The 24,422-nt window shown below is 64.8% G+C and carries 24 protein-coding genes and 1 pseudogene; 15 read left to right on the top strand and 10 right to left on the bottom strand.

Annotated features, from left to right (window positions below):
* Nucleotides 1-173 precede the first annotated feature (173 nt).
* The 4 genes from NLM25_RS42735 to NLM25_RS42720 all read right to left on the bottom strand — a co-directional run bounded on the left by NLM25_RS42735 (nt 174) and on the right by NLM25_RS42720 (nt 3,744).
* Nucleotides 174-1,304 carry an ABC transporter substrate-binding protein gene (locus NLM25_RS42735; RefSeq protein WP_254123913.1) on the bottom strand — a complete coding sequence of 377 codons (1,131 nt, stop codon included), beginning with the start codon at nt 1,302-1,304 and terminating at the stop codon, nt 174-176.
* Between the two features lie 57 nt (nt 1,305-1,361).
* The gene (locus tag NLM25_RS42730; protein WP_254140918.1) at nt 1,362-2,240 is read right to left on the bottom strand and encodes a shikimate dehydrogenase; all 879 of its coding nucleotides are present in this window, start codon (nt 2,238-2,240) and stop codon (nt 1,362-1,364) included.
* A gap of 144 nt (nt 2,241-2,384) precedes the next feature.
* Nucleotides 2,385-3,323 carry a LysR family transcriptional regulator gene (locus NLM25_RS42725; RefSeq protein ID WP_254140917.1) on the bottom strand — a complete coding sequence of 313 codons (939 nt, stop codon included), beginning with the start codon at nt 3,321-3,323 and terminating at the stop codon, nt 2,385-2,387.
* Nucleotides 3,324-3,567: 244 nt separating this feature from the next.
* Nucleotides 3,568-3,744: a hypothetical protein gene (locus tag NLM25_RS42720; protein WP_254123910.1), complete on the bottom strand. Its 177-nt coding sequence runs from the start codon at nt 3,742-3,744 to the stop codon at nt 3,568-3,570.
* A gap of 167 nt (nt 3,745-3,911) precedes the next feature.
* Here NLM25_RS42720 and NLM25_RS42715 point away from each other — a divergent pair, with 167 nt between their 5' ends.
* The 9 genes from NLM25_RS42715 (at nt 3,912) to NLM25_RS42675 (ending at nt 12,757) form a co-directional block, all read left to right on the top strand.
* Nucleotides 3,912-4,640 carry a LuxR family transcriptional regulator gene (locus tag NLM25_RS42715; RefSeq protein WP_254123909.1) on the top strand — a complete coding sequence of 243 codons (729 nt, stop codon included), beginning with the start codon at nt 3,912-3,914 and terminating at the stop codon, nt 4,638-4,640.
* Nucleotides 4,641-4,723: 83 nt separating this feature from the next.
* The gene (locus NLM25_RS42710; protein ID WP_254123908.1) at nt 4,724-5,380 is read left to right on the top strand and encodes an acyl-homoserine-lactone synthase; all 657 of its coding nucleotides are present in this window, start codon (nt 4,724-4,726) and stop codon (nt 5,378-5,380) included.
* Between the two features lies 1 nt (nt 5,381).
* Nucleotides 5,382-5,600: a hypothetical protein gene (locus tag NLM25_RS42705; protein ID WP_254123907.1), complete on the top strand. Its 219-nt coding sequence runs from the start codon at nt 5,382-5,384 to the stop codon at nt 5,598-5,600.
* Between the two features lie 298 nt (nt 5,601-5,898).
* A complete protein-coding gene (locus tag NLM25_RS42700) occupies nt 5,899-6,816 on the top strand; it encodes a branched-chain amino acid ABC transporter permease (RefSeq protein ID WP_028139755.1) in 918 nt (305 codons plus the stop codon).
* On the top strand, nt 6,813-7,757 hold the full coding sequence (locus tag NLM25_RS42695) for a branched-chain amino acid ABC transporter permease (RefSeq protein WP_254140916.1): 945 nt from the start codon (nt 6,813-6,815) through the stop codon (nt 7,755-7,757). The genes NLM25_RS42700 and NLM25_RS42695 overlap by 4 nt, the downstream gene beginning before the upstream one ends.
* Entirely contained in the window at nt 7,750-8,517 is a 768-nt protein-coding gene (locus NLM25_RS42690; protein WP_254123904.1) for an ABC transporter ATP-binding protein, read from the top strand. Before NLM25_RS42695 ends, NLM25_RS42690 begins: the two co-directional genes overlap by 8 nt.
* Complete coding sequence (locus NLM25_RS42685; protein ID WP_254123903.1) at nt 8,510-9,223, top strand: ABC transporter ATP-binding protein; 714 nt, start codon at nt 8,510-8,512, stop codon at nt 9,221-9,223. The genes NLM25_RS42690 and NLM25_RS42685 overlap by 8 nt, the downstream gene beginning before the upstream one ends.
* A 154-nt stretch (nt 9,224-9,377) precedes the next feature.
* Entirely contained in the window at nt 9,378-10,262 is an 885-nt protein-coding gene (locus tag NLM25_RS42680) for an AraC family transcriptional regulator (RefSeq protein WP_254140915.1), read from the top strand.
* 182 nt (nt 10,263-10,444) lie between these two features.
* Entirely contained in the window at nt 10,445-12,757 is a 2,313-nt protein-coding gene (locus NLM25_RS42675) for a TonB-dependent siderophore receptor (RefSeq protein WP_254140914.1), read from the top strand.
* Between the two features lie 311 nt (nt 12,758-13,068).
* Here the strand turns inward: NLM25_RS42675 and NLM25_RS42670 are convergent, their stop codons facing one another.
* Together NLM25_RS42670 and NLM25_RS42665 are read right to left on the bottom strand one after the other, a co-directional pair.
* The gene (locus NLM25_RS42670) at nt 13,069-14,505 is read right to left on the bottom strand and encodes a glutamine synthetase family protein (protein ID WP_254140913.1); all 1,437 of its coding nucleotides are present in this window, start codon (nt 14,503-14,505) and stop codon (nt 13,069-13,071) included.
* Between the two features lie 128 nt (nt 14,506-14,633).
* A complete protein-coding gene (locus tag NLM25_RS42665) occupies nt 14,634-15,992 on the bottom strand; it encodes an aromatic ring-hydroxylating dioxygenase subunit alpha (protein WP_254140912.1) in 1,359 nt (452 codons plus the stop codon).
* 114 nt (nt 15,993-16,106) lie between these two features.
* Here NLM25_RS42665 and NLM25_RS42660 point away from each other — a divergent pair, with 114 nt between their 5' ends.
* From NLM25_RS42660 to NLM25_RS42645, 4 genes are all read left to right on the top strand, one after another.
* Nucleotides 16,107-16,892 (top strand): IclR family transcriptional regulator C-terminal domain-containing protein, encoded by a 786-nt coding sequence (locus NLM25_RS42660; protein ID WP_254140911.1) that lies wholly within the window; start codon nt 16,107-16,109, stop codon nt 16,890-16,892.
* Between the two features lie 61 nt (nt 16,893-16,953).
* Complete coding sequence (ybaL, locus tag NLM25_RS42655; RefSeq protein ID WP_254140910.1) at nt 16,954-18,690, top strand: YbaL family putative K(+) efflux transporter; 1,737 nt, start codon at nt 16,954-16,956, stop codon at nt 18,688-18,690.
* The gene (locus NLM25_RS42650; RefSeq protein ID WP_254140909.1) at nt 18,641-18,901 is read left to right on the top strand and encodes a hypothetical protein; all 261 of its coding nucleotides are present in this window, start codon (nt 18,641-18,643) and stop codon (nt 18,899-18,901) included. The genes ybaL and NLM25_RS42650 overlap by 50 nt, the downstream gene beginning before the upstream one ends.
* 128 nt (nt 18,902-19,029) lie before the next feature.
* Nucleotides 19,030-19,362 carry a PRC-barrel domain-containing protein gene (locus tag NLM25_RS42645; RefSeq protein WP_254123896.1) on the top strand — a complete coding sequence of 111 codons (333 nt, stop codon included), beginning with the start codon at nt 19,030-19,032 and terminating at the stop codon, nt 19,360-19,362.
* A gap of 52 nt (nt 19,363-19,414) precedes the next feature.
* Here NLM25_RS42645 and NLM25_RS42640 read toward each other — a convergent pair.
* Nucleotides 19,415-19,627, bottom strand: a pseudogene (locus tag NLM25_RS42640) (globin); the annotation flags it as partial.
* Nucleotides 19,628-19,760: 133 nt separating this feature from the next.
* The gene (locus NLM25_RS42635; protein WP_254140908.1) at nt 19,761-20,441 is read right to left on the bottom strand and encodes a transglutaminase family protein; all 681 of its coding nucleotides are present in this window, start codon (nt 20,439-20,441) and stop codon (nt 19,761-19,763) included.
* Between the two features lie 163 nt (nt 20,442-20,604).
* On the opposite strand from NLM25_RS42635, the gene NLM25_RS42630 reads away from it, so the two are divergent.
* Nucleotides 20,605-21,384: a B12-binding domain-containing protein gene (locus NLM25_RS42630; protein ID WP_254140907.1), complete on the top strand. Its 780-nt coding sequence runs from the start codon at nt 20,605-20,607 to the stop codon at nt 21,382-21,384.
* Here the strand turns inward: NLM25_RS42630 and NLM25_RS42625 are convergent.
* Together NLM25_RS42625 and NLM25_RS42620 are read right to left on the bottom strand one after the other, a co-directional pair.
* On the bottom strand, nt 21,381-21,776 hold the full coding sequence (locus NLM25_RS42625; RefSeq protein WP_254140906.1) for a group II truncated hemoglobin: 396 nt from the start codon (nt 21,774-21,776) through the stop codon (nt 21,381-21,383). The two genes, NLM25_RS42630 and NLM25_RS42625, sit on opposite strands and share 4 nt — an antisense overlap.
* Nucleotides 21,777-21,778: 2 nt before the next feature.
* Nucleotides 21,779-22,687, bottom strand: a complete 909-nt coding sequence (locus tag NLM25_RS42620) for a helix-turn-helix transcriptional regulator (protein WP_254123892.1) — start codon at nt 22,685-22,687, stop codon at nt 21,779-21,781.
* Nucleotides 22,688-22,825: 138 nt separating this feature from the next.
* Between NLM25_RS42620 and NLM25_RS42615 the strand changes: the two genes are divergently transcribed.
* Nucleotides 22,826-24,367: a benzoate-CoA ligase family protein gene (locus NLM25_RS42615; protein WP_254140905.1), complete on the top strand. Its 1,542-nt coding sequence runs from the start codon at nt 22,826-22,828 to the stop codon at nt 24,365-24,367.
* Nucleotides 24,368-24,422: the final 55 nt, after the last annotated feature.

Below are 24,422 nucleotides of genomic sequence, written 5' to 3'. Positions count from 1 at the left end.
CTCTCCTCTCCCTCTCCCCGCTCGTTCTTCTCCCTCGCCCCGCTTGCGGGGAGAGGGGCGGGGTGAGGGGGAGCCTCCGCAAGGACGGTGACAGTTGGATTCGCGGAGAGTGCCCCTCACCCGCCGCGCTCCGCGCGTCGGCCTCTCCCCGCGAGCGGGGAGAGGCGAAGCGGTCACTTCACCTTCGGCAGCACCTGCTTCACGACCTGCTTGCCTTCGACCACCTCGACCAGGAAGCTCTGGCGGTCGATGTCACCGGTCTCGCTGAAGGTGACGTCCATCAGGATGCCCGGCTCGTCCGCGGCCTTGATGGTCAGGCCGTGCAGCGTGTCGGCGAACGCCTTGCTGTCGACCTTGCCCATCTTCTCGGTGGTGGCCTTGACCATGTAGACGGCGAGGTAGCCCTTCAGGCCGTTATGGTCGGGCACGTAATTGTACTTCTTGGAGAACTTGTCGCGGAAGGCCTTGATCAGATCGACCGGCGCGTCGGTGGTGAGGCCGACATGGCCGCGCGCGCCGTTGGCGGCATCGCCGGCAAGCTCGATCACCTTCTGGCCGATCAGCGTGGTCTCGCCCATCAGCGGCGCGGTGACGCCCTGGCGCTTCAGCTCCTTCAGGATGCGCGCGCTCTCTTCCTCGTTGAGGTAGACGAACACGGCGTCGGGATTGGCGGCCTTGATCTTGCCGACGTCGGCGGCGAAGTCGGCCTGGCCTGCTTCGGTCGAGAGGTCGGCGACCACCTTGGAGCCGAGCCGGTCGAGCTCCTTGACCACGACGTCGCGGCCGCCGCGGCCGAAGTCGTTGTTGACCCAGACCACCGCGACCGTCTTCGCCTTCATCTCGTCGTGGATGTATTTTGCGACCTTCGGCATCGAGGATTGCTGGCCGAACGAGGTGCGGAACAGGAATTTGTTTCCGGCCTGCGTCAGCTCGGCGGCTTCGCCGCCCATGATCTGCGCGATGCCGGCCTCGGCCGCGAGCGGCGCGGTCACCTTGACCGAGCCGGAATAGCCGGGCCCGAGCAGCACATAGGGCTCGGCGTCGAGCGCCTTCTGCACCTGCGCGCGGGCCACGCCGGGGTTGGATTGCGAATCGGCATGGGTGACCTCGAGCTTGCGGCCGAGCACGCCGCCCTTGGCGTTGATCTCCTCGATCGCGAGGTCGATGCCGTTCTTCCAGTTGGTGCCAACGGTGGCGCCGCCGCCCGAGAGTTCGGCGACGTCGGCAAGCTTGATCGCCTGCGCGTGGACGCTGGTTGCAGTCGCGAAGGCAAGCAAGGCGCCTGCCAGTAGGGTCGATTTCATGGTCTCTCCTCCCATTTTCGTTGATGTTGTCCGCGGCCTTGTGTCCGGCCGCTTCGGTTACGCTGCGTGATAGGCCGAGCTTCGTGCCGCCATCACCTCGTCGAAAGCCTCTCCCATGGCTTCGGTCGATGGAGCAAGGCCCGTGAACAGTTCGAAGGCGTCGGCGGCCTGGTAGATCGCGAGCTCGCGCCCGGTCATGATCCGCGCGCCCTTGGCTCGCGACGCAGCCAGCAAGGGCGTGATCAGCGGCGAATAGACGGCGTCGGCGACCCACAGGTTTTCGCGCAGCAGCGAGGCTGGGACCGGCGTGTCGCGGTTCGGCAGCATGCCGACCGGCGTGCCGTTGACGAGGCCGGTGGCGCCGTCGAGCGCGTCCTCGACGCTCGTCGCCACCCGCGCGCCACCATGCTCGGCCAGCAGCGCGGCGAGTTTTTCGGCTCGCGCCGGCTCGCTGTCGAAGATGCGGAGGTCTGCGACGTCCAGGCTCGCCAGCGCAAAGGCGATCGCCTTGCCGACGCCGCCGGTGCCGATCACGGCCACCGCGTTACCCGCGGGCGCCAGCAGCGGCGCGACGGCGCGTGCAAAGCCGGTCGTGTCGGTGTTGTGGCCGATCAGCCGGCCGTCCCTGACGACGACGGTGTTGACCGCCGCCATCGCGGCGGCGGCCGGGGCCAGCTCGTCGAGCAGCGGGACCACCGCTTCCTTGTAAGGGTAAGTCACGTTGACGCCGGCAAAGCCGAGCCGCCGCACGCCCTCGAGCATCATGCGGAGCCCGGCCGCATCGGCGCCGGCGACCTCGATAAGCTGATAGTGGCCGCGCAGGCCAAGCGCCTCGGCGGCGCGCTCGTGCATGGCTGGGGAGGCGGAATGCGCGATCGGCGCGCCGATCAGGCCGGTGAGAAGCTTCTTGCTGGCGGCGTATCCGCGCTTCGACATGGTTCGCTATCGTCTCGTTGGGAGCGTTCGGTCCTGGCCATTAGCGTGGAAATCCGCGCAATTCCAAGGGGGCTTCCAGGTCCGACGATAGCCTTTCCCCCGCCTAACACAATTACCCATTTATCGGGCAAACCTAACATAATGTTATTTCTTGCGCCCGCGTGCCGGGGCGGCCCTGCCGTCGCTCCGGGACGGCTCCACCGCACGCATTTCGGCGCGCAGGGACTCGATGAAATACTCGACATGGAGCGACAGCGGCGCGCCGCGCTTCACCGCGATATAGGTGTCGAACCGCGTTGGCTCCGTGATCTTGAGCAGCTCGATGCCGGGATAGCCACCATGGGCCACCGTGAACTGGTCGATGATGGCGATGCCGAGCCCGGCCTTCACCAGCGCGCAGACCGTGGTACCGAAGCGCGCGCGGATGGTGATGTTGTAGTCGAGCCGGTTGCGCGCGAAGATCTCGGCCATGATCCGGCCGTAGGGATCGTTGGGATCGATGCCGATCAGCGGATAGCGGGTGATCTCGGCGGCCGAGACCTGCTTGCGGCCGGCAAGCTCGTGGCCGGGGGGGACGATGCAATAGAGTTCACCCGAGGCCAGCGGCATGAAGTCGAGCCCGGAATGCTCGAGCCGGTAGCTCATCGCCACACACTCGCCGCGGCCGAGCAGGAGATAGTCGATGGCCTCCTCGATCTTGAGGATGTTGATGTCGATGCCGAGATCGGGATAGCGGCGCCGGATGCGCTCGATCGCGCGCGGCACCATCACCTGCGAGATGCTCGGCACCGAGCCGATGCGCAATTCCGACAACCCGCCGCGGCCGATCTTGGAGATGAGCTCGGTGAGGTCGTCGACCTTCTTGTAGACGCCGTTGATCTGCTCGAAGATGTTCTCGGCTTCCGGCGTCGGAAAATAGCGGCCGTTCTGGCGCTGGAAGAAGCGGATGCCGAGCGTGCGCTCGGTGTATTTGACCAGCCGGCTGATCCCCGGCGCCGAGACGTTGAGCAGCTTCGCGGCGCCGCCGATGGTCCCCGTCACCATTACGGCACGGATCACTTCAACCTGGCGCAGCGTCATCATGTCGTGGGCATCCGATCGGGCATCCCAAAAGGGGATCGTGGCGGCGATCATCTCACGAGAGATGCGATGTCATCCAGCGGCAAGTATCATGATCCGCACGCACGGCGGAGTGGCGCACTCGCTTCCCTTCTCCCACAAGGAGAAGGAAGAGTAACTTCGCGGTCGGAATGTTGCGGCTAAAATCGGCACGTTCGAATGGAACGGCGGCGCTCGCGCAGAACGTACGCCTTACTGCAACTGCGTTCTAGCTCGCCGGGCTCTCGGGCGACCGGCTGCCGGGCCGCTCCGCGCGCTCGCGCTGCAACACCTCGCGCGCGAACTCGATGATCTTCTGCTTGTTTGCCGTTTCGTGGACGGCGAAAAACACGCGGTTGAGTTCCAGGCCGAGCACGCTGTTGAGGGCGATGTCCTCGTCTTCCATCGTGGTTTTCCCGCTTCAGACGCCTCAGGTGTAACTTGACGTCACTTCTTCCACAAGTAGATTAAATCTTCGGGGCCAAGGGGATACCGGGAAACTACGGAAGCGGTGAATTGAGGCAGTCTCCAAAGACGTGCTATACCGGACGGCGAGGGTCAGGAAACGCACCGATGTCCGCCGTAGACTATGGCCGGGAGGCGCTCGACTTCATTGAAGGCTTGGGGACCTATCGCAAGGTCCCAGACGCCATGAATGCGCTCGAGGTGGCGTTCGGTCGCTTCGGCTTCGAAACCATCATCGTGACGGGATTGCCGAATCCCGACCAGCGGTTCGCGCAGATGGTGCTCGCCAAGCGCTGGCCGGCAGGATGGTTCAGTCTCTATACCCAGAACAATTACGACCGCTTCGATCCCGTGGTGCGGCTGTGCCGGCAGTCGGTCAATCCGTTCGAGTGGTCGGAAGCGCCCTATGATGCCGAGCTCGAGCCGACCGCGGCCGAGGTGATGAACCGCGCTGGCGATTTTCGCATGTCGCGCGGCTTCATCGTGCCGATCCACGGGCTCACCGGCTACGAGGCCGCGGTGTCGCTCGGCGGCGTCCATCTCGACCTCAATCCCCGGAGCAAGCCGGCACTCCACCTGATGGCAATGTATGGCTTCGACCATATTCGCCGCCTGCTCGATCCGGCGCCGCATCTCTCGACGCGTCTCACCCCGCGTGAGCGCGAGGTGATCGCCTGGGCCTCGCAGGGGAAGTCGGCCTGGGAAATCGGCGAGATCCTGCACATCACGCAGCGCACCGCGGAAGAGCATCTTGCAACTGCCGCGCGCAAGCTCGGTGCCGTCAACCGGACGCATGCGGTTGCGCTCGCAATTCGCCACAAGATCATCAATCCCTAAGCGACATACTGGGAAATTTCCCAATATCGAACCCGCCCCTTTTCGCAGAGGCTGACCGCCTTTGAGAACGAATGGGGGCTTTCATGATTCACGCAATTTCTGCGGTAAATCGTCACCTTTATGAAGACGTTATCGAGCAGCATTTCCGGTTGCGTCACGACATTTTCGTCGATGAGCGGCACTGGGAGACGCTACGCAAGCCGGATTGCCGCGAGATCGATTCCTATGACAACGAGGACACGGTCTATCTGCTCGCGCTGGAGGGGCGCCGTGTCATTGGCGGTCACCGGCTCTACCCGACGACCAAGCCCTCGATGATGAGCGAGATCTTTCCGCATCTGGCCGCGGTTCGCGGCTGTCCTGCGGATCCGCTGGTCTGGGAATGGTCGCGCTATTTCGTCGTGCGCGATCGACGCGATGGCGCTCTCAACCTGCAACTGATGGCGGCGGTGCAGGAGTTCTGCCTCAATCAGGGGATCGCGCAGGTCAGCGCGATCATGGAGACCTGGTGGCTGCCGCGCTTCCATGAGGCCGGGTTCGTCGTGACCCCGCTTGGTCTGCCGGAGCTGGTCGAGAACGCCTGGACCATGGCGGCGACCATCGACATTCGCCGGGAGACGCTCGATGCCCTGCACGATCGCATCGGTGTGACCTCGGTCGTGCAACAGGACGGCCCGCGTCTGGACGCCGTCGCCCGTGCCAACCTCTGCGGCCTTGCCGCGCAACGAAAGAGCGCCTGAGATGTCGAACATGATGCGGGACAGCCAGATCATGGCGCAGACCAAGGACGAGAATCTCGGCTACATGTCCGACATGGCGCTCGAGCTGGCGCAGATGGCGGAAGACACCGGATTGGCGACGCTCGCCTATCTGTTCCGGATGGCGGCGCTGGAAGCCTCGACGGCCAACAGCGTGCTGGCAGAGCCGGACGATTTTCCCCGGCAGATGACGTCGCACTAGACGCCTTCCCTACACTCCGTCGACATTCGCACCCTCTCCCCGGCATGCCGGGGGGAGGGTGATCGTTTGGGTGCGGCAGGTTGCCCCATCTGCGCCGCGGCAGCCTTCTTGCAAGGTCGCTTTCGACCGCATGCACCCGCATGCAACAAAGTGCATGTTTGGTGTCGAATCGCTCTTGCCTCGGAACGATACTGCCATTACCCATTTTTCCGCCTTGAAGAGGCAGGGGGAGCTCTTTCACTGATGGCGACCGTGTTCGAACATCGGCGCGACACCGCGTGCGCCTGAAAGAGTTTTGATGCTGCTCGTCGTCGAACAGTTCTTGAACGGATTGCAGTTCGGCCTGCTGCTGTTCCTGCTCGCCGCCGGCCTGACGCTGGTGTTCGGGATCATGGATCTCGTCAACCTCGCGCACGGCTCGCTCTACATGATGGGCGCCTATTTCGCCGCGACCTTCGCGGCCTGGACTGGCAGCTTCCTGCTCGGCGCGCTGATGGCGCTCGGTGCCACGCTGGTGCTCGGCATCGTGCTCGAAATGTCGGCGCTGCGGCATCTCTATGGCCGCGACCATCTCGACCATGTGCTCGCGACCTTCGGCCTGATCCTGTTCTTCAATGAAGCCGTGCGGCTGATCTGGGGTCCCGCGGGCCTCGCGCTGCCGCTGCCGGCCTGGCTCACCGTGCCGGTGCCGATCCTGCCCGGCATCCACTATCCCGCTTATCGTCTCGCCATCATCGTGGTGGCGCTGCTGGTCGCGCTCTTGCTCTATCTCGGCGTGATGCGCACCCGCATCGGCATGCTGATCCGCGCCGGCGCCTCCAACCGGGAGATGATCGGCGCGCTCGGCATCAACATCAAGCTGCTCTACACGCTGGTGTTCGGCCTGGGCGCCGCGCTCGCGGGCCTCGCTGGCCTGATGCAGGCGCCGATCCTCACCGTGCAGATCGGCATGGGCGAGAACATCCTGATCCTCGCCTTCGTCATCATCGTGATCGGCGGCATCGGCTCGATCCGCGGCGCGTTCCTCGCCGCGATCTTCGTCGGCATGATCGACACGCTCGGCCGCGCCTTCCTGCCGAACCTGTTGCGGCAGGTGCTGAGCGGCGCCGCTGCCTCCACCGCCGCGCCCGCGCTGTCGTCGATGCTGATCTACCTGTTGATGGCGATCGTGCTGGTGGTGCGGCCGGAGGGGCTGTTTCCGGCCAACCGTCGATGAAGGGTGTTACGGTGAGCAAGGCCGTCACGGCCCTTTTGCTGGCGGGCCTCGTGCTGCTGCCGCTCTATTCGTCGCTGTCGGGTAACATCTTCATCCTGACGCTATTCACCCGCATCGTCATCCTGGCGCTGGCGGCCGCGAGCCTCAACCTCATCATGGGCTTTGGCGGCATGATGAGTTTTGGCCACGCCGCCTATCTCGGCATCGGCGGTTACGCCGTTGGCATGCTCGCGCAGGAAGGCGTGGGCTCCGGCTGGATTCAGTTCCCGGTCGCGCTCGCGGCCTCGGCGATCTACGCGCTGGTGATCGGCGCGCTCTCGTTGCGCACCCGCGGCGTCTATTTCATCATGATCACGCTGGCTTTCGCGCAGATGGCGTATTACGTCGCCTCGGGCCTCGCGCGTTACGGCGGCGATGACGGCCTCACCGTCTACAAGCGCAGCGACTTCTCCGGGCTGATCAATCTCGGCAATCGCACGCAGTTCTACTATCTCTGCCTTGCCTGCCTGTTCGCGGTGATCTTCCTGATCTGGCGCATCGTCAATTCGCGTTTCGGCCTCGTCGTGCAGGGCCTGCGCTCCAACGAACAGCGCATGCAGGCGATCGGCTTTCCGGCAAAACGCTACCAGCTGGTCTGCTTCGTCATATCAGGGACCATGTGCGGCCTCGCCGGCGCGCTGCTCGCCAACAACACCGATTTCGTCAGCCCGGCCGTGATGTACTGGACGCGCTCCGGCGATCTCATGGTGATGGTGATCTTGGGCGGCATGGGCACGCTGTTCGGTCCTGTCATGGGCGCGGTGGTGTTCCTGCTGCTGGAGGAATTCCTGTCGCAGATCACGGAATACTGGGCGCTGATCATGGGGCCGCTGCTGCTGCTGATCGTGCTGTTCGGGCGCGGCGGCATCATGGGCATGCTCGGGAGGGCTGGCCGTGGCTGAACCCTTGCTCCGCGTCGAAAAGCTGGTGCGCCGCTTCGGCGGCATCATCGCGACGGACAACGTCTCGCTCGACGTCGCGGCCGGCGAGCTGCACGCCATCATCGGCCCGAACGGCGCGGGCAAGACCACGCTGATCAGCCAATTGACCGGGCACCTCGAGCCGCATTCCGGCAGCGTCTCGCTGGCGGGGCGCGACATCACCTATCTGCCGGCCTATCGCCGCTGCGCGCTGGGACTTGCGCGCTCGTTCCAGATCACCTCGCTGCTGCTCGACGTTACCGCTGCCGACAATGTCGCGCTGGCGGCGCAGGCGCATGCCGGCACCTCGTTCCGCTTCTTCGCCAATGCGCGCAAGGAAAAGGGCCTGCGCGATGCGGCGCATGCCGCGCTCGACCGCGTCGGCCTGCTGCATCGCGCCGACGTCGTCGTGAGCAGGCTCAGCCATGGCGAACGCCGCGAGCTCGAGCTTGCGGTCGCGCTCGCCAGCAAGCCAAAGATCCTGCTGCTCGACGAGCCCATGGCGGGGCTCGGCGTCACCGAATCCCAACGCATGGTCAAGCTGCTTCAGGAGCTGCGCAAAGAGGTCTCGATCGTGCTGGTCGAGCACGACATGCCGGCGGTGTTCGCACTCGCCGACCGCATCTCGGTGCTGGTCTATGGCCGCGTTATCGCCTCCGGCGATCCGGCCGCGATCCGGGCGAACGAGGACGTCAAGCGCGCCTATCTCGGCGATCAGCATGTGGTGACGCACCATGGCTGACACGCTGCTCGACGTCGACGGCATCGAGACCTGCTACGGCCTGTCCCAGGTGCTGTTCGGCCTGTCGCTGTCGATCAAGCCGGGCGAGATGGTCTCGCTGATGGGCCGCAACGGCATGGGCAAGACCACCACCATCCGCTCCATCATGGGCCTGACGCCGGCACGCGCCGGAAGCATTCGCTTTGCGGGCGCGGAGGTGCGGACGCAGCCGTCCTACAAGATTGCAAAGCTCGGCGTCGGCCTCGTCCCCGAGGGACGGCAGATCTTCCCGAACCTCACCGTACGCGAAAATCTCGTCGCGGCCGCCGCCGATCGCTTCGGCAGCAGCAATCCGTGGACGCTGGCCGCGATCTACGTGATGTTTCCGCGCCTTGCCGAGCGCGCGTCCAACATGGGCAATCAGCTCTCCGGCGGCGAGCAGCAGATGCTCGCGATCGGCCGCGCGCTGATGACCAACCCGAAGCTGCTGATCCTCGACGAGGCGACCGAAGGCCTCGCACCACTGATCCGTGAAGAGATCTGGAATTGCCTGTCGCTGCTGAAGAGCCGGGGACAGTCGATCCTGGTCGTCGACAAGAACGTCGACCATCTCGCCCGCATCTGCGACCGCCACTACATCATCGAGCGCGGCAAGACGGTGTGGAGCGGCACCTCGGGCCAGCTGATGGCGGAGCCGGATCTCCAGCACAAATATCTGGGAATCTGACGCGCTTGCGGCCCTGCCCGCCGCAGCGCCGGCGCAAATCGCTCCGCGCGCAGAACCTGTTTCCGGAAGTCCAGTTTCGAAGCTCTCCAAACTGCGCGCAGAGGCCTTGAGTGCGCCGCCGCCAGCCGCCAAGGTCGCGGCGTAAGCGGATTCGATGCAGGACTTTTACAATCAGATTGCCGGACGGCCTGGAGACGAGATCGGTTCCGCACAGCAGGGCGCTTCAACAGCGGCGCAATGGCTGGATTTCCCGGGCTGCGTGTTTGTCAGAGGTGAGTTTCGAGCCGACCCCAGCGGGCCCGCGATCGTAGCGCCGGGCCTGTTCATCTCCGTTGCGTTCGGCGACGGCGCGAGCCGCGGCATTCTGACGCGCACGCCCGGCAGCGAAAGGCAGATGACGGCAATTGCTGTGCGTGAGGCCGTCGCTGCAAGACGCTCGGTCCAGTGTGACGAGCGTCCTGCGATAGGCCTGGCACTTCCCCAGACTTCCATCGATCGGCTTGGGCTTGGCGACGAGTTTCAGGCGCTGTTCAAGAACGATGAGGCGGGTGCCGCCGTCGTCTCTCTCACTGCGTCTCCGCGCGTGCAGGCCGTCGCTGCGGAAATGTTCTCGCCGCCGGTCGCCGGAAGCGCGGCGCAATTGTTGCTGTCGGCGCATGCCGCCGAGATCGTTGTCCACGCCCTGTTCAGCGAGAGCGGGCGGATTGAGGTCGATCCGGCAGCCGATCTTCAGCGGATGCGCTTGCAATCGGTCAAGGAGCAGATGGACGCCGATCTTGCTTACCCCTGGAGCGTCGACGAGCTGGCGCGGAACGCAGGGCTGAGCCGGCGGTCCTTCAACCAGAAATTCCAGATGGCGTATGGCGAGAGCGCGATCGACTATTTGCGGGCCCGGCGGCTCGATGCCGCACGTGACCTTCTGATTCATCAACGGTTGTCGGTCACCGAGGCGGCCTTTCGTGTCGGCTACGCCCATCCGGCCAATTTCGCGACGGCCTTTCGCAGGCACTTCGGCTATTCGCCCAGCCGCTGTCAGTAGCGGCGAGAGGATTGCGCGCCTGCCGAAATGTTTCGCGATGTGTCTGCGTCGTTCGCGATGAAGTCTCCGTCCGCAGTCTTGAAGGACTCCACGTGGAATCAAAGGCGATTTGCACAGTCGCAAAGGCGGTGCGCCTCTCGATCTGATTACTCCCGTGTTGCTTTTGAAGACGGAACTCGGGGATGACGATGAGGCGCGACGACGGACAGAAGTTCGGCTGGGAACGGGTGGTGAAGGCTGGACTTGGCATCGCTGGTCTTGGCGTGGCCGGGCTTGGCGTGGTGCTGCACGCGACGCCGTCGGCCGCACAGACCTCCACGACCAATTCGGGCTCGACGGCGGCGACATTGCCGCCCGTCACGGTCGAGGCACCGAGCCAGACGCGTCCGCGTGCCCAGTCTGCCCAGCGTACCTCACAATCGCAGCGCGGCCGCGTCGCGTCGCGCCGCAATTCCGAAGCCGTGCAAACCAGAAATACCGACACGCGCGAGGCCGGTGCCGGCCGCGGCAACGTGTCGAGCGAGAACAGCTATGTTGCAAGCAGCAGCTCGGCGGGCACGAAGACCAACACGCCCTTGCTCGAGACGCCGCAATCGATCTCGGTCGTGACGCGCAAGGAGCTCAACGACCGCGCCGTCCAGTCTCTGACGGAGGCGGTTGGCTATGAACCCGGTGTCCGCATCGATGCGTCCGGCTACGATCCGCGCTTCGACGCCATCGCGATCCGGGGCTTCGACATCACCTATAACGGCGTCTATCTCGACGGCTTGCGCCTCGTCGGCGCCGGCCTCAGCGTGTTCAAGACCGAGCCCTATGGGGTCGACAGCATCACCGTGGTCCGCGGGCCGAGCTCGGCACTCTACGGCCTCGGCTCCCCCGGCGGACTGATCGACCTGTCGAGCAAGCTGCCGACCAGCCAGCCGTTTCACGAGGTGCAGACGGTGTTCGGCGACCGCGAGCGAGTCCAGGGCAATTTTGATTTTTCAGGGCCGGTCGATCCCAACGGTCAGTTTTCGTATCGGCTGACCGGCGTGGTGCGCGACGCGGACGTGTTCGTGCCCGGCGGCAAGGATAACAGGACCTACATCGCTCCCGCCTTCACCTGGAGACCGGATCAATCGACGTCCCTCACGATTCTCGGTTCCTATCAGAAATCGAAGACGCCCGGATCCATGTTCACCTATTCCACGGGCACCGGCACCACCACGGACATTTTCACGGGCAGCCCGTCCTACAATTCGCTCGACCAGGAGCAGGGACGCGTCGGCTACCTGTTCGAGCACGCGTTCAACAACGACGTGACCGTCCGCCAGAAATTCCGTTACGTCGATGTCGATGCGGTCACCCGCTATGTCGGCTTTCTCGGCGCGCCCGTCGGCAATGTCGTCTCGCGCTATACCGGCCTTGTCCACGACACGCTGCAATCGGCCATCATGGACAACCAGGTCGAGGCCAAGCTCTCGACCGGGCCTGTGCAGCACACGCTCCTGGTCGGTACCGACTACACCGCGTCGAAGTTCAACGACAGGCAGGGCTTTGGCTTCGGCGTCTCCGATCTCAACCTGGCCGCGCCGGTCTACGCGCCGGAATCCATTCCCGATCCGGCGATCTCGTCCTCGACGGCCCAGCGGCAAACCCAGTCCGGCGTGTATATTCAGGATCAGGCCAAGCTCGATCACTGGATCCTGACACTGAGCGGCCGCAGCGACTGGGTCCGCACCACGGGCGAGGATCTGTTCGCGCTGACCCGTCAGACGCAGTCCGATCAGGCCTATAGCGGGCGGGCCGGGCTGACCTATGTGTTCGATTCCGGCGTTGCGCCCTACGTTGCCTATTCGACGTCGTTCTTTCCCAATCTCGGCGTCGATCCGTCGGGGGCCTTCTTCAAGCCGACCACCGGCAAGCAGACCGAGGTCGGCGTCAAGTATCAGCCGCAGGGGACGAGGAGCTTCATCACCGCGGCGGTCTTCGATTTGACCCAGGAGGGCGGCCTCGTCACGACGGGCACGGGCGTGACGGTCCAGCGCGGAGAAATTCAAAGCCGCGGCTTCGAATTGCAGGGGCTCGCGAGCCTCGGCGGCGGTTTCGACATCACCTCGTCGTACACCTATCTCGACATGGTGACCAAGCAGGCTGCGGACAGCTCGACGATCGGCAAGTTTCCATCCGGCAATCCTCCGCACACCGCGACGTTGTGGGGCAATTATGCCCTGCCGCTGGCCGGCCCGTTCGCCGGCGTGAGCGTCGGCGGTGGCGTGCGTTACATGTCCTGGAGCTATGGCGACGACGCCAACACGTTCAGGAACAGCTCGGTGACCCTGGTCGACGCGGCGCTGAAATATGATCTCGGCCAGGCGGCGAAGGAGCTGAAGGGCCTTCAGTTCCAGGTCAATGCCAAGAACCTGTTCAATCTGCACTACACCACGTGCCAGGTCGGCTATTGCTACCGCGGTGCGCCGCTGACCGTCATTGCGACGCTCGGCTATCGCTGGTGAGCGTTCCCACATGGAGACGCCCGTTATCTGGTCAAGCCGGCTTACCTAAATCGCATCCACCGGCCGCTAGCGGCCCAACCGGGAAGTGCCGATTTCGATCAAGGTGGTCCGGCAGGACAGGCGATAGATCAGGCTGAACAATTGACCCCACATGATCCAACTCCGCTGTTGATCACATGCTAGCAGCCTAGCGGCGGAGTGTTTCCGGCGAATTGTGAGGGGGGTAGGAAATTGCTTCTTGGGCGATCGGAGTGATGTCGTCGGAACAGGGCGGACGAAGTCGCCTCACGCCGCCGTGAGGCGTAGCTCCATCAAAACACCTCGAAATATTCGCGGTGCTCCCAGTCGGTCACCTCGGAGAGGAAACGGTCGATCTCGGCGTTCTTGATGTGGGTGTAGTAGTCGACGAACTCTCCGCCGAGCTGCTCGCGGAAGAACGGATCGTCCTTCAGCGCGGCGACCGCATCGCGCAAGGATTTCGGCAGAAGCGGCGCATTGGTCTCGTAGGGCGTGTCGGCCGACGGGCCGGGATCGAGCTTGCGGTCGACGCCGTCGAGGCCTGAGAGAATCTGCGAGGCCATGTAGAGATAGGGATTGGCGGCGGGCTCGCCGATGCGGTTCTCAAGGCGCGTGGCGGCATCACCCGCGCCGCCGAGCACGCGGATCATCACGCCGCGATTGTCGCGGCCCCAGATCGCGCGATCCGGCGCCAGCGAATAGGCGCGGTAGCGCTTGTAGCCGTTGATGGTCGGGGTGGTGAACACGGTCGAGGCGCGGGCGTGGTCGAGCAGGCCGGCCAGGTATGCCCGGCCGAACGCGCTGAGCGGCTCGCTGCCGTCTTTCGCCATGAACAGGTTATCGCCGTTCGCGCGCGAGACGATCGACTGATGCAGGTGCCAGCCGCTCGCGAACAGGTTCGGCAGCTTCGGCCGGCACATGAAGGTGGCGTGATAGCCGTGCCGCCGCGCGATCTGCTTCACGGCAGATCGGAACAGCACCATGTTGTCGGCAGGCTCCAGCCCCTTCCTTGGCGCGAAGGTGAATTCGCACTGGCTCGGCCCGAACTCGACCTCGACGGAGCGTAAGGGAAGTCCGAGCGCGACGATGTCGCGCCGCAGGATCTCCAGCACCGGCTCCATCTGGTCGAAGCGCTGTTCGGTAAGATATTGATAGCCGTGGCTGAGCAGGCTCACCGACGGCGGCGTGCCGGGCTGGCCGGCATCCTCGGGCCGCATATGCGCGTCGTCGAGCTTGAAGATGTGGAATTCCACTTCGAGGCCCGCGACGAAATCGTGGCCGCGCGCGCCGAGTTCATCGAGCACCTTGCGATAGAGCCCGCGCGTTGCGAACGGCACCGGGCGGCCGTCGTTGAAATGGAGGTCGCACAGCACCCAGCCCGTCGCCGGCGCCCACGGCAAAACGCGAAAAGTAGTGGGATCGGCGACCATCAGCACGTCGGCCGCGCCCTCCATCTCCTTCATGCCGAACCCGCCGCCTGATGTGAACACCGGAAACACCGTGCGGTGCGAGGTGTCCTTGGCGAGCATGGTGGTGGTGATGGAGCAGCCGCTTTCCAGCGAGGCGATCGCCTCGGCCGCGATGATGGTCTTGCCGCGCAAGATGCCGTGCTGGTCCGGGAAGGCGAGGCGGATGACCTCGAGGTTCTTTTCCTCGACGATGCGACGCATGCGCTGGGCTGCGTCCTTCTGCTCATCCGACCACAGCGCATGACGCGCAACGAAAGTCACTTTGCTACTCCCTCAACTGCCGTAGGGTGGGCAAAGCGAAGCGTGCCCACGATCTGTATCCATTACGGAGAAATGGTGGGCACGGCGCGCTGCGCCTTTGCCCACCCTACGAGAGCCGACCAAGACTTTCACTCCGCCGCCGTCAGCCGGTGCACGTTGTCTGCGATCTCCTTCGGCACCGGCGCCGTCCACGGCGCGCCGCGGCGGCGCTTGACGTCGACTTCCATCCAGTAGGTCTCCCAGCCCCGCGTCGGCCCGATGCCGTCCATGGTCGCCGGGCCCTGGATGCTGCGTGCGTTGGCTTCGTCCAGGAACAGCATCGGCTTCTCGCCGCCGCCGACCTTCTCGATCTCGGCCCGCAGCAGGCGGCGGTACTGCACGATCGCCTTGTCGCTCGAGCCGAGATGCTCCTTGGTGCGATCCTGGATCGCGCCCATGGATTCCACCGCCCACTGGTCGTGAACGTTGATGTCGGTGCCCATGCCGGTATAGGTCGCGGTCTGCTGCTCGTGCGGATCGAAGCCGTAATCGTTGGCCTTGTTCTTGCGCGATTTGTAGTCGGGCAGCTCATAGAGCTCGAGCCGCTGGTCGCGCATCTTCTGCTTGTCGACCGGGTTGGTGTAGCTGGTGAAGATCGCGTACCAGTAGCAGTTCTCGTCGTCGATCGGGACGTGCCACTGCGTGATTGTCATCTCCGTGCTCATGGGAATGACGAAGCCGTGCGGGAAGAGCTGGTTGGTGACGCGCACATGGGTGCGCTCCTCGTCGATCTCGCGCAGCGCGATCAGCCGCAGGCCGTACTCGGTGTGCTCGACATTGATGATCGGGCGGTCGTATTCACGAAGAATCTTCGTCATCGGCAGGTCGCTTCCGGCGGAGGCGCCGCGGAACTGCTTGCCGTAGGCGGTCGACGTGTCCTCGTCCTCGAAGAAACGATGCAGATAGGAGGCGTGCGCAGGATCGATGCCGACCTCGAGCGCCTGGAGCCAGTTGCAGGCCATGTGGCCCTTGAACGCAAACGTGTGGGTGCCGGGCGCAACAAAACAGTCGAGCTCCGGAAAGGCCGGCGGCTCACCCTCGCCGAGATAAGCCCAGAGGATGCCGCTCTTCTCCACCACGGGGTAGGAGCGCTGGCGGATGTTCTGGCAGAGTTTTGAGTCCTTCGGCTCGGCCGGCGTCTCGATGCACTGGCCGGTGGCGTCGAACAGCCAGCCGTGGAAGGCGCAGCGCAACCCGCCATGTTCGAGCCGCCCGAAGGCGAGGTCGGCGCCGCGATGCGCGCAATGGCGGTCGATGAGGCCGTAGCGTCCGGTCTCGTCGCGGAACAGCACCAGGTTCTCGCCGAGCAACCTGACCGGGCGGATCGGCCGCTCGCCCTCGAGCTCGTCGACCAGCGCCGCCGGCTGCCAGTAGCTCCGCATCAGCTTTCCGCAGGGGTCCTTCGGACCGGTGCGGGTGATCAGGTCGTTCTGCTCCTGGCTCATCATGGCGGTCGCGTCCTTTTTCTGGAGGGGCGTTATGTTCGCCTATTGAACGAATGGGCGAATTATGACATGCCTTGGAGCGGCAGCAAGCACTATTTTGCAGGATTGTCCCGAGCCATGCCCAAGCTGAAGCGGAGCGAGACTGACGAGCGCGCGACGGATTTCGTCGAGAGCCTCGATCGCGGCCTGCGTCTGCTGCAATGCTTCGGAATGACCGCAGGTCCGATGACGCTGAGCGATCTCGCCCGTGCCGCCGATCTGCCGCGCGCGACCGCGCGGCGCATGCTGTTCACGCTCCAGCGCGGCGGTTTCGTCTCTGGCGATGGCAAGCTGTTTTCGCTGACGCCGCATGTGCTGACGCTCGCGGCCTCCTATTTGCGCTCGAGCCAGCTCGTCGCGGTTCTTCAGCCCGTGCTCGACCGTGTCGCCACTGCCGCGCAGGAAATCTCCTCGCTCGCGGTGCTCGATGGCGATGACGTTGTGTTCATTGCCCGCGGCGGTCCGGCACGGGTCTTTTCCGGCGGACTGGAGATCGGCTACCGCCTGCCGGCCTTCTGCACCTCGGTCGGGCGCGCCATGCTTGGCCAGCTCGATGATGCGGAGCTCGCCGCGCGCCTGAAGCAGATGAAGCGCGAGGCTCTGACGCCGCAGGCGGAGACGGATCCGAAGGCGCTGCTCGCGCGCATCGTCGCCGATCGCGCGCAGGGCTATTCGCTGGTCGACCGCGAGGCCGAACCGCATTTCCGCTCGATCTCGGTTCCGGTGCGTCGTTACGACAATGTGATCGTCGCTGCGATCAACATGGGTGCGCATGTCGATCGCGTGCCGGCGCGGGAATTGATCGAGCGCTTTCTGCCACTGCTGCGCGAGGGTGCAGAATCGGTGCGCTCGCAATTGCTGTGAGCTGCGACCCGCGCGCACAGGTCGCGGTGCACGGCTGCGCCCGCTGTGTCAAAAGGCAAAAATGCCGCATGACACACCTCTGATCGCCACCGTAGTCGTTGGACTTGGATTAGCTTTCGTACTGGGAACTATAGCACAGCGGTTCCGCGTGCCGCCGCTCGTCGGCTATCTGCTGGCCGGTGTCGCCGTGGGGCCGTTCACGCCGGGCTTCGTCGCCGATCAGGCGCTTGCCACCGAGCTCGCGGAGCTCGGTATTATCCTTCTGATGTTCGGCGTCGGCCTGCATTTCTCGCTCCAGGATCTGCTTTCAGTTCGCAAGATCGCCGTGCCCGGCGCCGTCGTGCAGATCGCCGCTGCGACATTGATGGGTCTTGGCCTCGCATGGCTGATGGGCTGGAGTGTCGCTGCGGGACTCGTGTTCGGACTGGCGTTGTCCGTGGCGAGCACGGTGGTGCTGCTGCGCGCGCTCCAGGAGCGGCGGCTGATGGAGACGGATCGCGGCCGCATTGCCGTCGGCTGGCTGATCGTCGAGGACCTCGCGATGGTGCTCGTGCTGGTCTTGTTTCCAGCGATCGCGAGCCTTCAGGGCAGTGCCGGCAACCCGGTGGTCTTCGAGCCGTTGGCCGCACAGGCGGGTTTCGGACTTGCCGGCATCGTGATGTTGACCCTCGTCAAGATCATCGTGTTCATCGGCCTGATGCTGGTGGTGGGACGCCGTGTGATCCCCTGGATCCTGCACTACATCGCGCATACGGGCTCGCGCGAATTGTTCCGTCTTGGCGTGCTTGCGATCGCGCTGTGCATTGCATTCGGGGCGACCAAACTTTTCGACGTGTCCCTGGCGCTGGGTGCGTTCTTCGCCGGCATGATGCTGCGGGAGTCGCCGCTCAGCGCGCGAGCCGCGCAGGAATCCCTGCCGCTGCGAGATGCCTTCGCCGTGTTGTTCTTCGTCTCGGTTGGCATGATGTTCGATCCGGCGAGCGTCATCCGCGAGCCGTGGCCGCTGCTCGCCACGCTCGCGATCATCATGCTTGGCAAATCCGTTGCCGCGTTCCTGATCGTGGTTCTGTTCCGCCATCCCCTCGCCACCGCGCTGACGATCTCGGCGAGTCTGTCGCAGATCGGCGAGTTCTCCTTCATTCTGGCCGAGCTCGGCGTCGCCTCGCAGATGCTGCCGAGCGAGGGGCGCGACCTGATCATGGCCGGTGCGATCCTCTCCATCATGCTCAACCCGCTGATGTTCGCAGCCGCCACCTGGCTCGCGCCGCGCCTCGATCCGCGGCGCGATTCGCCGCAGGCCACGGCTGCGGTGCCCGAGCCGATCCGCACCACCGACCTGACGGACCATACGATCGTGATCGGCTATGGCAGGGTCGGCATGCTCGTCGGCGACGCCCTGAAGCAGCGGCAACTGCCGTTTCTCGTCGCAGAGGTCGGAGAGAGTGCACTCGCGAAGCTCAGGGAGGGCGGCATCGAGACCGTCATGGGCAATGCTGCGCAGCCCGCCATTCTCGGCGCCACCAATCCGTCGCGGGCGCGGCATCTCGTGATCGCCATTCCCGAAGCCTTCGAGGCGGGGCAGATCGTGCAGCAGGCCCGCGCCGCCAACCCGGATATCCGCATCATCGCGCGTGCGCATGCGGATGCCGAGGTCGATCATTTGAAGGGCCTGGGGGCGGATGTCGTCATCATGGGCGAGCGGGAAATCGCGCGCGGCATGATCGAGGAGCTGGAGAGGAGATATCCGGATGCTGCCGAGCAAGATCCCCGCACGCTCGCGGTCGGTTCGGTCGTTTGACCTCATCACGCCCTCCGGCCGGACCTACCGCTTTCCGCCGCCGTCGTTGTTGCAGCGCATGTTGCGGCTGGCGTTCACGCATGCGGAGACGATTGCGATCTCCGCAGCCATCCTGGCACTGATTTATGTGGCTGGCTTTGCCGCAGAAGCGCTCGATCGGTCCGCGCTCGATGCATGCAACGATCGGATTGCGGAGCGCAGGGTGGGTTAGTTGCCGTTGCTGCGCAGCCGGTAGCCCGGGTGAGCGCAGCGACAAAGTGTCGGAAGACCCCGGATGTCGCTTCGCTGATCCGGGCCGCGGGCCTATAATCCGCTCCACACAAGATCAGGGAGCACGCCATGCAACACACCATGGTTCCCAGTGATCGGGTCGAGCACGTCGCCGTCTATGGGTGCGACGGCAGCAAGCTCGGCACGATCGAACGATTGATGCTCGACAAGGTCAGTGGAACGGTCGCTTACGCCGTGATCAAGACCGGCAGGCTGCTCGGTACGCATCACCATTATCCCGTGCAGTGGAGCGCGCTGAAATATGATCCGGGACGTCAGGCCTTCCAGGTCGAACTGACGCCGGAGCAATTGAGCAGCGGCCCCTGCGAGGTCGATGGCGACGAATTCGACTGGGGCGACCGCTCGCGGCCGTACCAGCATCCGAATTACTGGTCGATCTGACCGGTGCGGCAGCCTTTGTAGCCCCGTTGGCTCCATCCGGGCTGCGGCATCGCTACCTGTTGCGCATCCAGTCGGCGAGGCCGGACAGCGCGCGGTCGAGGTCTTGGCGCGCGGCAGCATCGGCAACCGTCTCCTCCAGCGCGCCGCGCATGCAAAGCATCCACGCGTCCCGTTCGGCATCGCCGATCGCAAAGCCGATGTGCCGCTGGCGCAGCCGCGGATGGCCCTTCTCGACGGAGTAAAGTTTTGGGCCGCCGGTCCATTCAGCGGCGCGTAGGGTGGGTTAGCCCTGCAGATGCGCGAAGCGCATCTGCTCGGCGTAACCCACCTCTTGTGCTTTCGCAGAGGCGAACAGTGGTGAGTTACGCCTTCGGCTAACCCGCCCTACGGCACCGCGTCTACCGCTCCTCCGCCTCGCGCTCCATGTCGCGGCCGGAAAGATTCTCGCCCTGCATGTTGGCGTAGTCGCGCGCCATCTCGCGCATCAGGAACTTCGCCGGCACGTCGTGATAGGTGCCGCGGTCGTTGACATATTGCATGTAGGCGCGGCCCTCGCCGTCGAAGGGGTGCAGCAGCGCGTCGGTGTGGCCGTCGAAATCGAGGGGAGCCACGCCGACTTTGGTGCAGAGCGTATCGTTGAAGGTCGGTGTCGCCTTGCGCCAGGCGCCGTCGACATGGACTTCGGTAAAGCCGTGCCAGGTGAAGATGTCGGTGCCCATGCTCTGGCGTAGCTTCTCGGTGGTGAGATGGTTCCTCACGTCGGCAAAGCCGACGCGGGAGGGGATGCCGTGCACGCGGCAGGTGGCCGCGTAGAGCGCGGCCTTGCCGACGCAATAGCCTTGCCCCGCGGCAAGCACGCTCGAGGCGCGAAAGGTCTCGGCGACGCGCATGCTGACATAGGGATTGTAGCGGATACCGTCGCGCACCGCCTTGTAGAGCAGGCTCGCCTTCTCCCGCGCGCTCGCATCCTCGCGCACGGCGGTCTCGGCGAACTGCTGCACGGCGGGGTGATCGCTGTCGATGTATTCGCCGGGATCGGTGTAGAGGCGGCGGATGGTGTCGGGGAGGAGGTCGGTCATGGCGAAAGATTAGCAGCCGGCTTTGATCTGGCTCAATTCCGTTCGTTGCAGGCCGCCCATGCTCGCTGCACTACCCGATCTCCGCTTGCGTCGAGCCGCTATCGCTGTTGCAAGCGGCGATGCTGCGCCAGGCTGAATGGAACCCGGGAGGGGGAGTGGCAGCGTGCTGAAATGGTGTGCCCATTGTCAGCAGTTCATCGGCGAGATGCCGCCGCATGCGGATCTCGGCATCACCCACGGGCTGTGCCGGAAATGCGCCGGCGAGCAGCCGGACCTGCTCAGCGGCGATGAATACGCCCATGCGGTCGCGCTGCGGGACATCGTTCAGTCGTTGTTCTCGGCCGGCCGCAGGAACGATTTCGATGCGGCCGGGCCGCTCGTCGATAACGCCATCGCCGCCCATTGCCGGCCGGTCGACATCCTCGTCGGCATGATCGCGCCGATGCTCCACGAGATCGGCACTGCCTGGGAGCACGGCACGCTCACCGTTGAAGGCGAGCACGAATTCACCGCCTATGCCGAGCGGGTGATCGATCTCGTCGAGGCCAGGATGCGGCTGGCCTGGTCGCAACCGGCGCGACCCGGCGGCGACGGCTGCTATTTTCTGATGAATGCGCCGGGCAACATCCATGTGGTGGGCATTCGCATTCTCGGCCTCTGGCTCCAGAACCAGGGATGGCGAACCCGGCACGTCGACGACAATTCGGTGCTCGGTGCACTGTCCGAGCCTTCGCTCGCGGGTGAGCCCAAGACGCTACTGGTCTCGATCGCGCTGCCGGAGCAGTACGACGCCGTTGCAGCCCTCGTCGAACGCGTGCAGGCGTTGCCGGCGCCAAGCCGTCCGGGCATCGTGCTCGGTGGCTACGCGGTCAAGACCGGTCTGGTGCCGCGGACCCCGGGTGTGAAACTCGCCCCCGACATCAGCGCGCTTGGTCTCGACTAGCTGCGATTGCGCATCCAGTCGGCAAGCCCCGATATGGCCTTGTCGAGATCCTGCCGCGCATCGGCGTCAGTGACCGTCTCCGCCATCGCACCGCGCATGCAGAGCAGCCACGCATCGCGCTCGGCATCGCCGATGGCAAAGCCGATATGCCGCTGCCGAAGCCGCGGATGCCCCTTCTCGGGCGAATAGAGTTTTGGGCCACCGGTCCACTCGGTCAGATAGCGCTTCAGCACGTCCCTGATCAGCCCGAGATCGTCCGCATGCATGTCGCGGATCACCTTCGCCTCCGGCAACGTGTCCATGCGGTCGTAGAAGCGGTCGACGAGTGCGTCGATCGTGGCGCTCCCGCCGATCCGCTCGAACATGGAGTTTGCGACGTCGCTGTCGGTCATCTCTACAGCGCCACGCTGCGCAGCCCGAAGCTCCGCGCCTCGTTCTGCAGCACCGGCCGCACCGCATCGATCAGGCGCGCGGCGGCGGCATCGACGCTGAGCCCCGCGGTATCCACCACGGCCGTCGCACGTGAATACAGCGGCTCGCGGCTCAGCAGGATGTTGCGCAGCTCCGCCATCGCGGAACGATCATCGGCCATCGGACGGAGGTCGCCCTGACGCCGCACGCGCGCCATGTGCTCCTCGGGCTCGGCCTTCAGCCAGATCGTGTAGAACGACGACAGGATCTGGTCGAAGGTCAAAGGCTCCGAGACGATGCCGCCGCCGGTCGCGAGCACCATCAGCTCGTTGCGGGCGAGCAGCTGCTGCAGCGCCGCCTGCTCCATGCGGCGAAAGCCTTCCTGGCCGTAGAGTGCGATGATCTCGGCGACCGAGAGCCCGTTCTGCTGCTCGACTTCCTTGTTGAGCTCGACAAAACTCCAGCCGACCTTCTTCGCCAGCATCCTGCCGAGCGTGGATTTGCCGGCGCCGCGCAGGCCGATCAGCGCGATGCCGCAGAATGGCGCGCGCCGTGGCGCGGACGCGCTGCCGCCGGCGAGCAGGTCCTTGGCCTGTGCGATCTGCGCGGGCGTCGCTTTTCGAAGGAGATCGCGAAACATCTGCCAGTCCGGCGTCGGGTCGGCGCTGGGAAGCAGGTCTTCCAGATGCGCACCCATCGCGTCCGAGACGCGGCGCAGCAGCACGATCGAGACATTGCCCTTGCCGCTCTCGAGCTGTGCGATGTAGCGCTCCGAAATTCCCGATACCTTGGCGAGTACCTTTCGCGACATGCCGCGCAGCGCGCGCATGGTGCGCACACGCTGGCCGAGCTGTTCGAGAAATCGGGATTCGGCGTCGGGACTATCGTTCATGAGCCTTCTTTAGCGGATGCCTTCCTTGAAGCAGGCCCTGCGGCGCGTTTTAATGAAACATAGTGCCTGCCGGCATTGACAGCAAGCCGCCACAGTGTCTTTCTATGAATTATAATTCTAAATTCGGGGGAGAAGTCCGTGAGCGAGGGATCCTATAACGCGGTGACCTGGCTGCTCGACCGAAACGTCGAGGAGGGCCGCGGCGCCAAGCTCGCCTTCGACGACACCGTCTCGCGGCTCACCTATGGCGAGCTCCAGCGCGAGAGCCGCCGCGCCGCCAACATGCTGCGCCGGCTCGGCGTCCGCCGCGAGGAGCGCGTGGCGATGATCATGCTGGACACGGTCGATTTCCCGGTCGTGTTCCTGGGCGCGATCCGCGCCGGCATCGTGCCGGTGCCGCTGAACACGCTGCTGACATCAGATCAATACGCCTACATCCTCGCCGATTGCCGCGCGCGCGTGCTGTTCGTCTCCGAGCCGCTCTATCCCGTCATCAAGGACATCGTCGGCCGCATGCCGGATCTCGAGCATGTCGTGGTGTCCGGCGCCAAGCAGAACGGCCACAAGCAGCTCGCCGAGGAGATCGCGGGCGAGAGCGACCAGTTCGCCACCGCTGCGACCCATCCCGACGAGCCGGCGTTTTGGCTGTATTCGTCGGGTTCGACCGGTATGCCAAAGGGCGTGCGCCACATCCATTCGAACCTTCAGGCGACCGCCGACACCTATGCGAGCCAGGTGCTCGGCATCCGCGAGAACGACGTCTGTCTCTCCGCGGCAAAGCTTTTCTTCGCCTATGGCCTCGGCAACGCCCTGACCTTCCCGATGTCGGTCGGCGCCACCGTGGTGCTGAACAGCGAGCGTCCGACGCCGGCGCGCATGTTCGACCTGATGAACAGGTACAATCCCTCGATCTTCTACGGCGTGCCGACGCTGTTCGCCGCGATGCTCAACGACGAGACGATGAAGGCCGAGCGTGGCGGCAAGTCGCTGCGCATTTGCACCTCCGCCGGCGAGGCGCTGCCGGAATCCGTCGGCAACAGCTGGAAATCACGCTTCGGCGTCGACATCCTTGACGGCGTCGGCTCGACCGAGCTGCTGCACATCTTCCTGTCGAATGCGCCCGGCGACATCAAATACGGCTCGTCCGGCAAGCCGGTGCCGGGCTATGCGGTGCGGCTGGTCAACGAGGCCGGCCAGGATGTCGCCGACGGTGAGGTCGGCGAGCTCCTGGTCGACGCGCCCTCGGCCGGCGAGGGTTACTGGAATCAGCGCCACAAGAGCCGCCGCACGTTCGAGGGTCCGTGGACCCGCACCGGCGACAAATATGTCCGCGACACTGATGGCCGTTACACCTTCTGCGGCCGCGCCGACGACATGTTCAAGGTTTCCGGCATCTGGGTCTCGCCGTTCGAGGTCGAGAGCGCGCTGATCACGCATCCTGCCGTGCTGGAAGCCGCCGTCGTGCCCGAAGCCGATCCGGAAGGTCTCTTGAAGCCGAAGGCCTTTGTCGTGCTGCGCCCGGGCGCGAAGACGGCGGACTTGCAAGAAATGCTCAAGGAGCACGTCAAGCAGAAGATCGGCCCGTGGAAATATCCGCGCTGGATCGACGTGGTGGACTCCTTGCCGAAGACGGCGACCGGGAAGATCCAGCGCTTCAAGCTGCGGGAAGGGGCGAATTAATCCCTCGTCATTCCGGGGCGATGCGAAGCATCGAACCTGGAATCTCGAGCCGCAA

It is taken from the genome of Bradyrhizobium sp. CCGB01 (assembly GCF_024199795.1).
Classification (GTDB): domain Bacteria; phylum Pseudomonadota; class Alphaproteobacteria; order Rhizobiales; family Xanthobacteraceae; genus Bradyrhizobium.
Note: the sequence above shows the minus strand (reverse complement) of the source record. Positions and strands in the feature narration are given on the sequence as shown.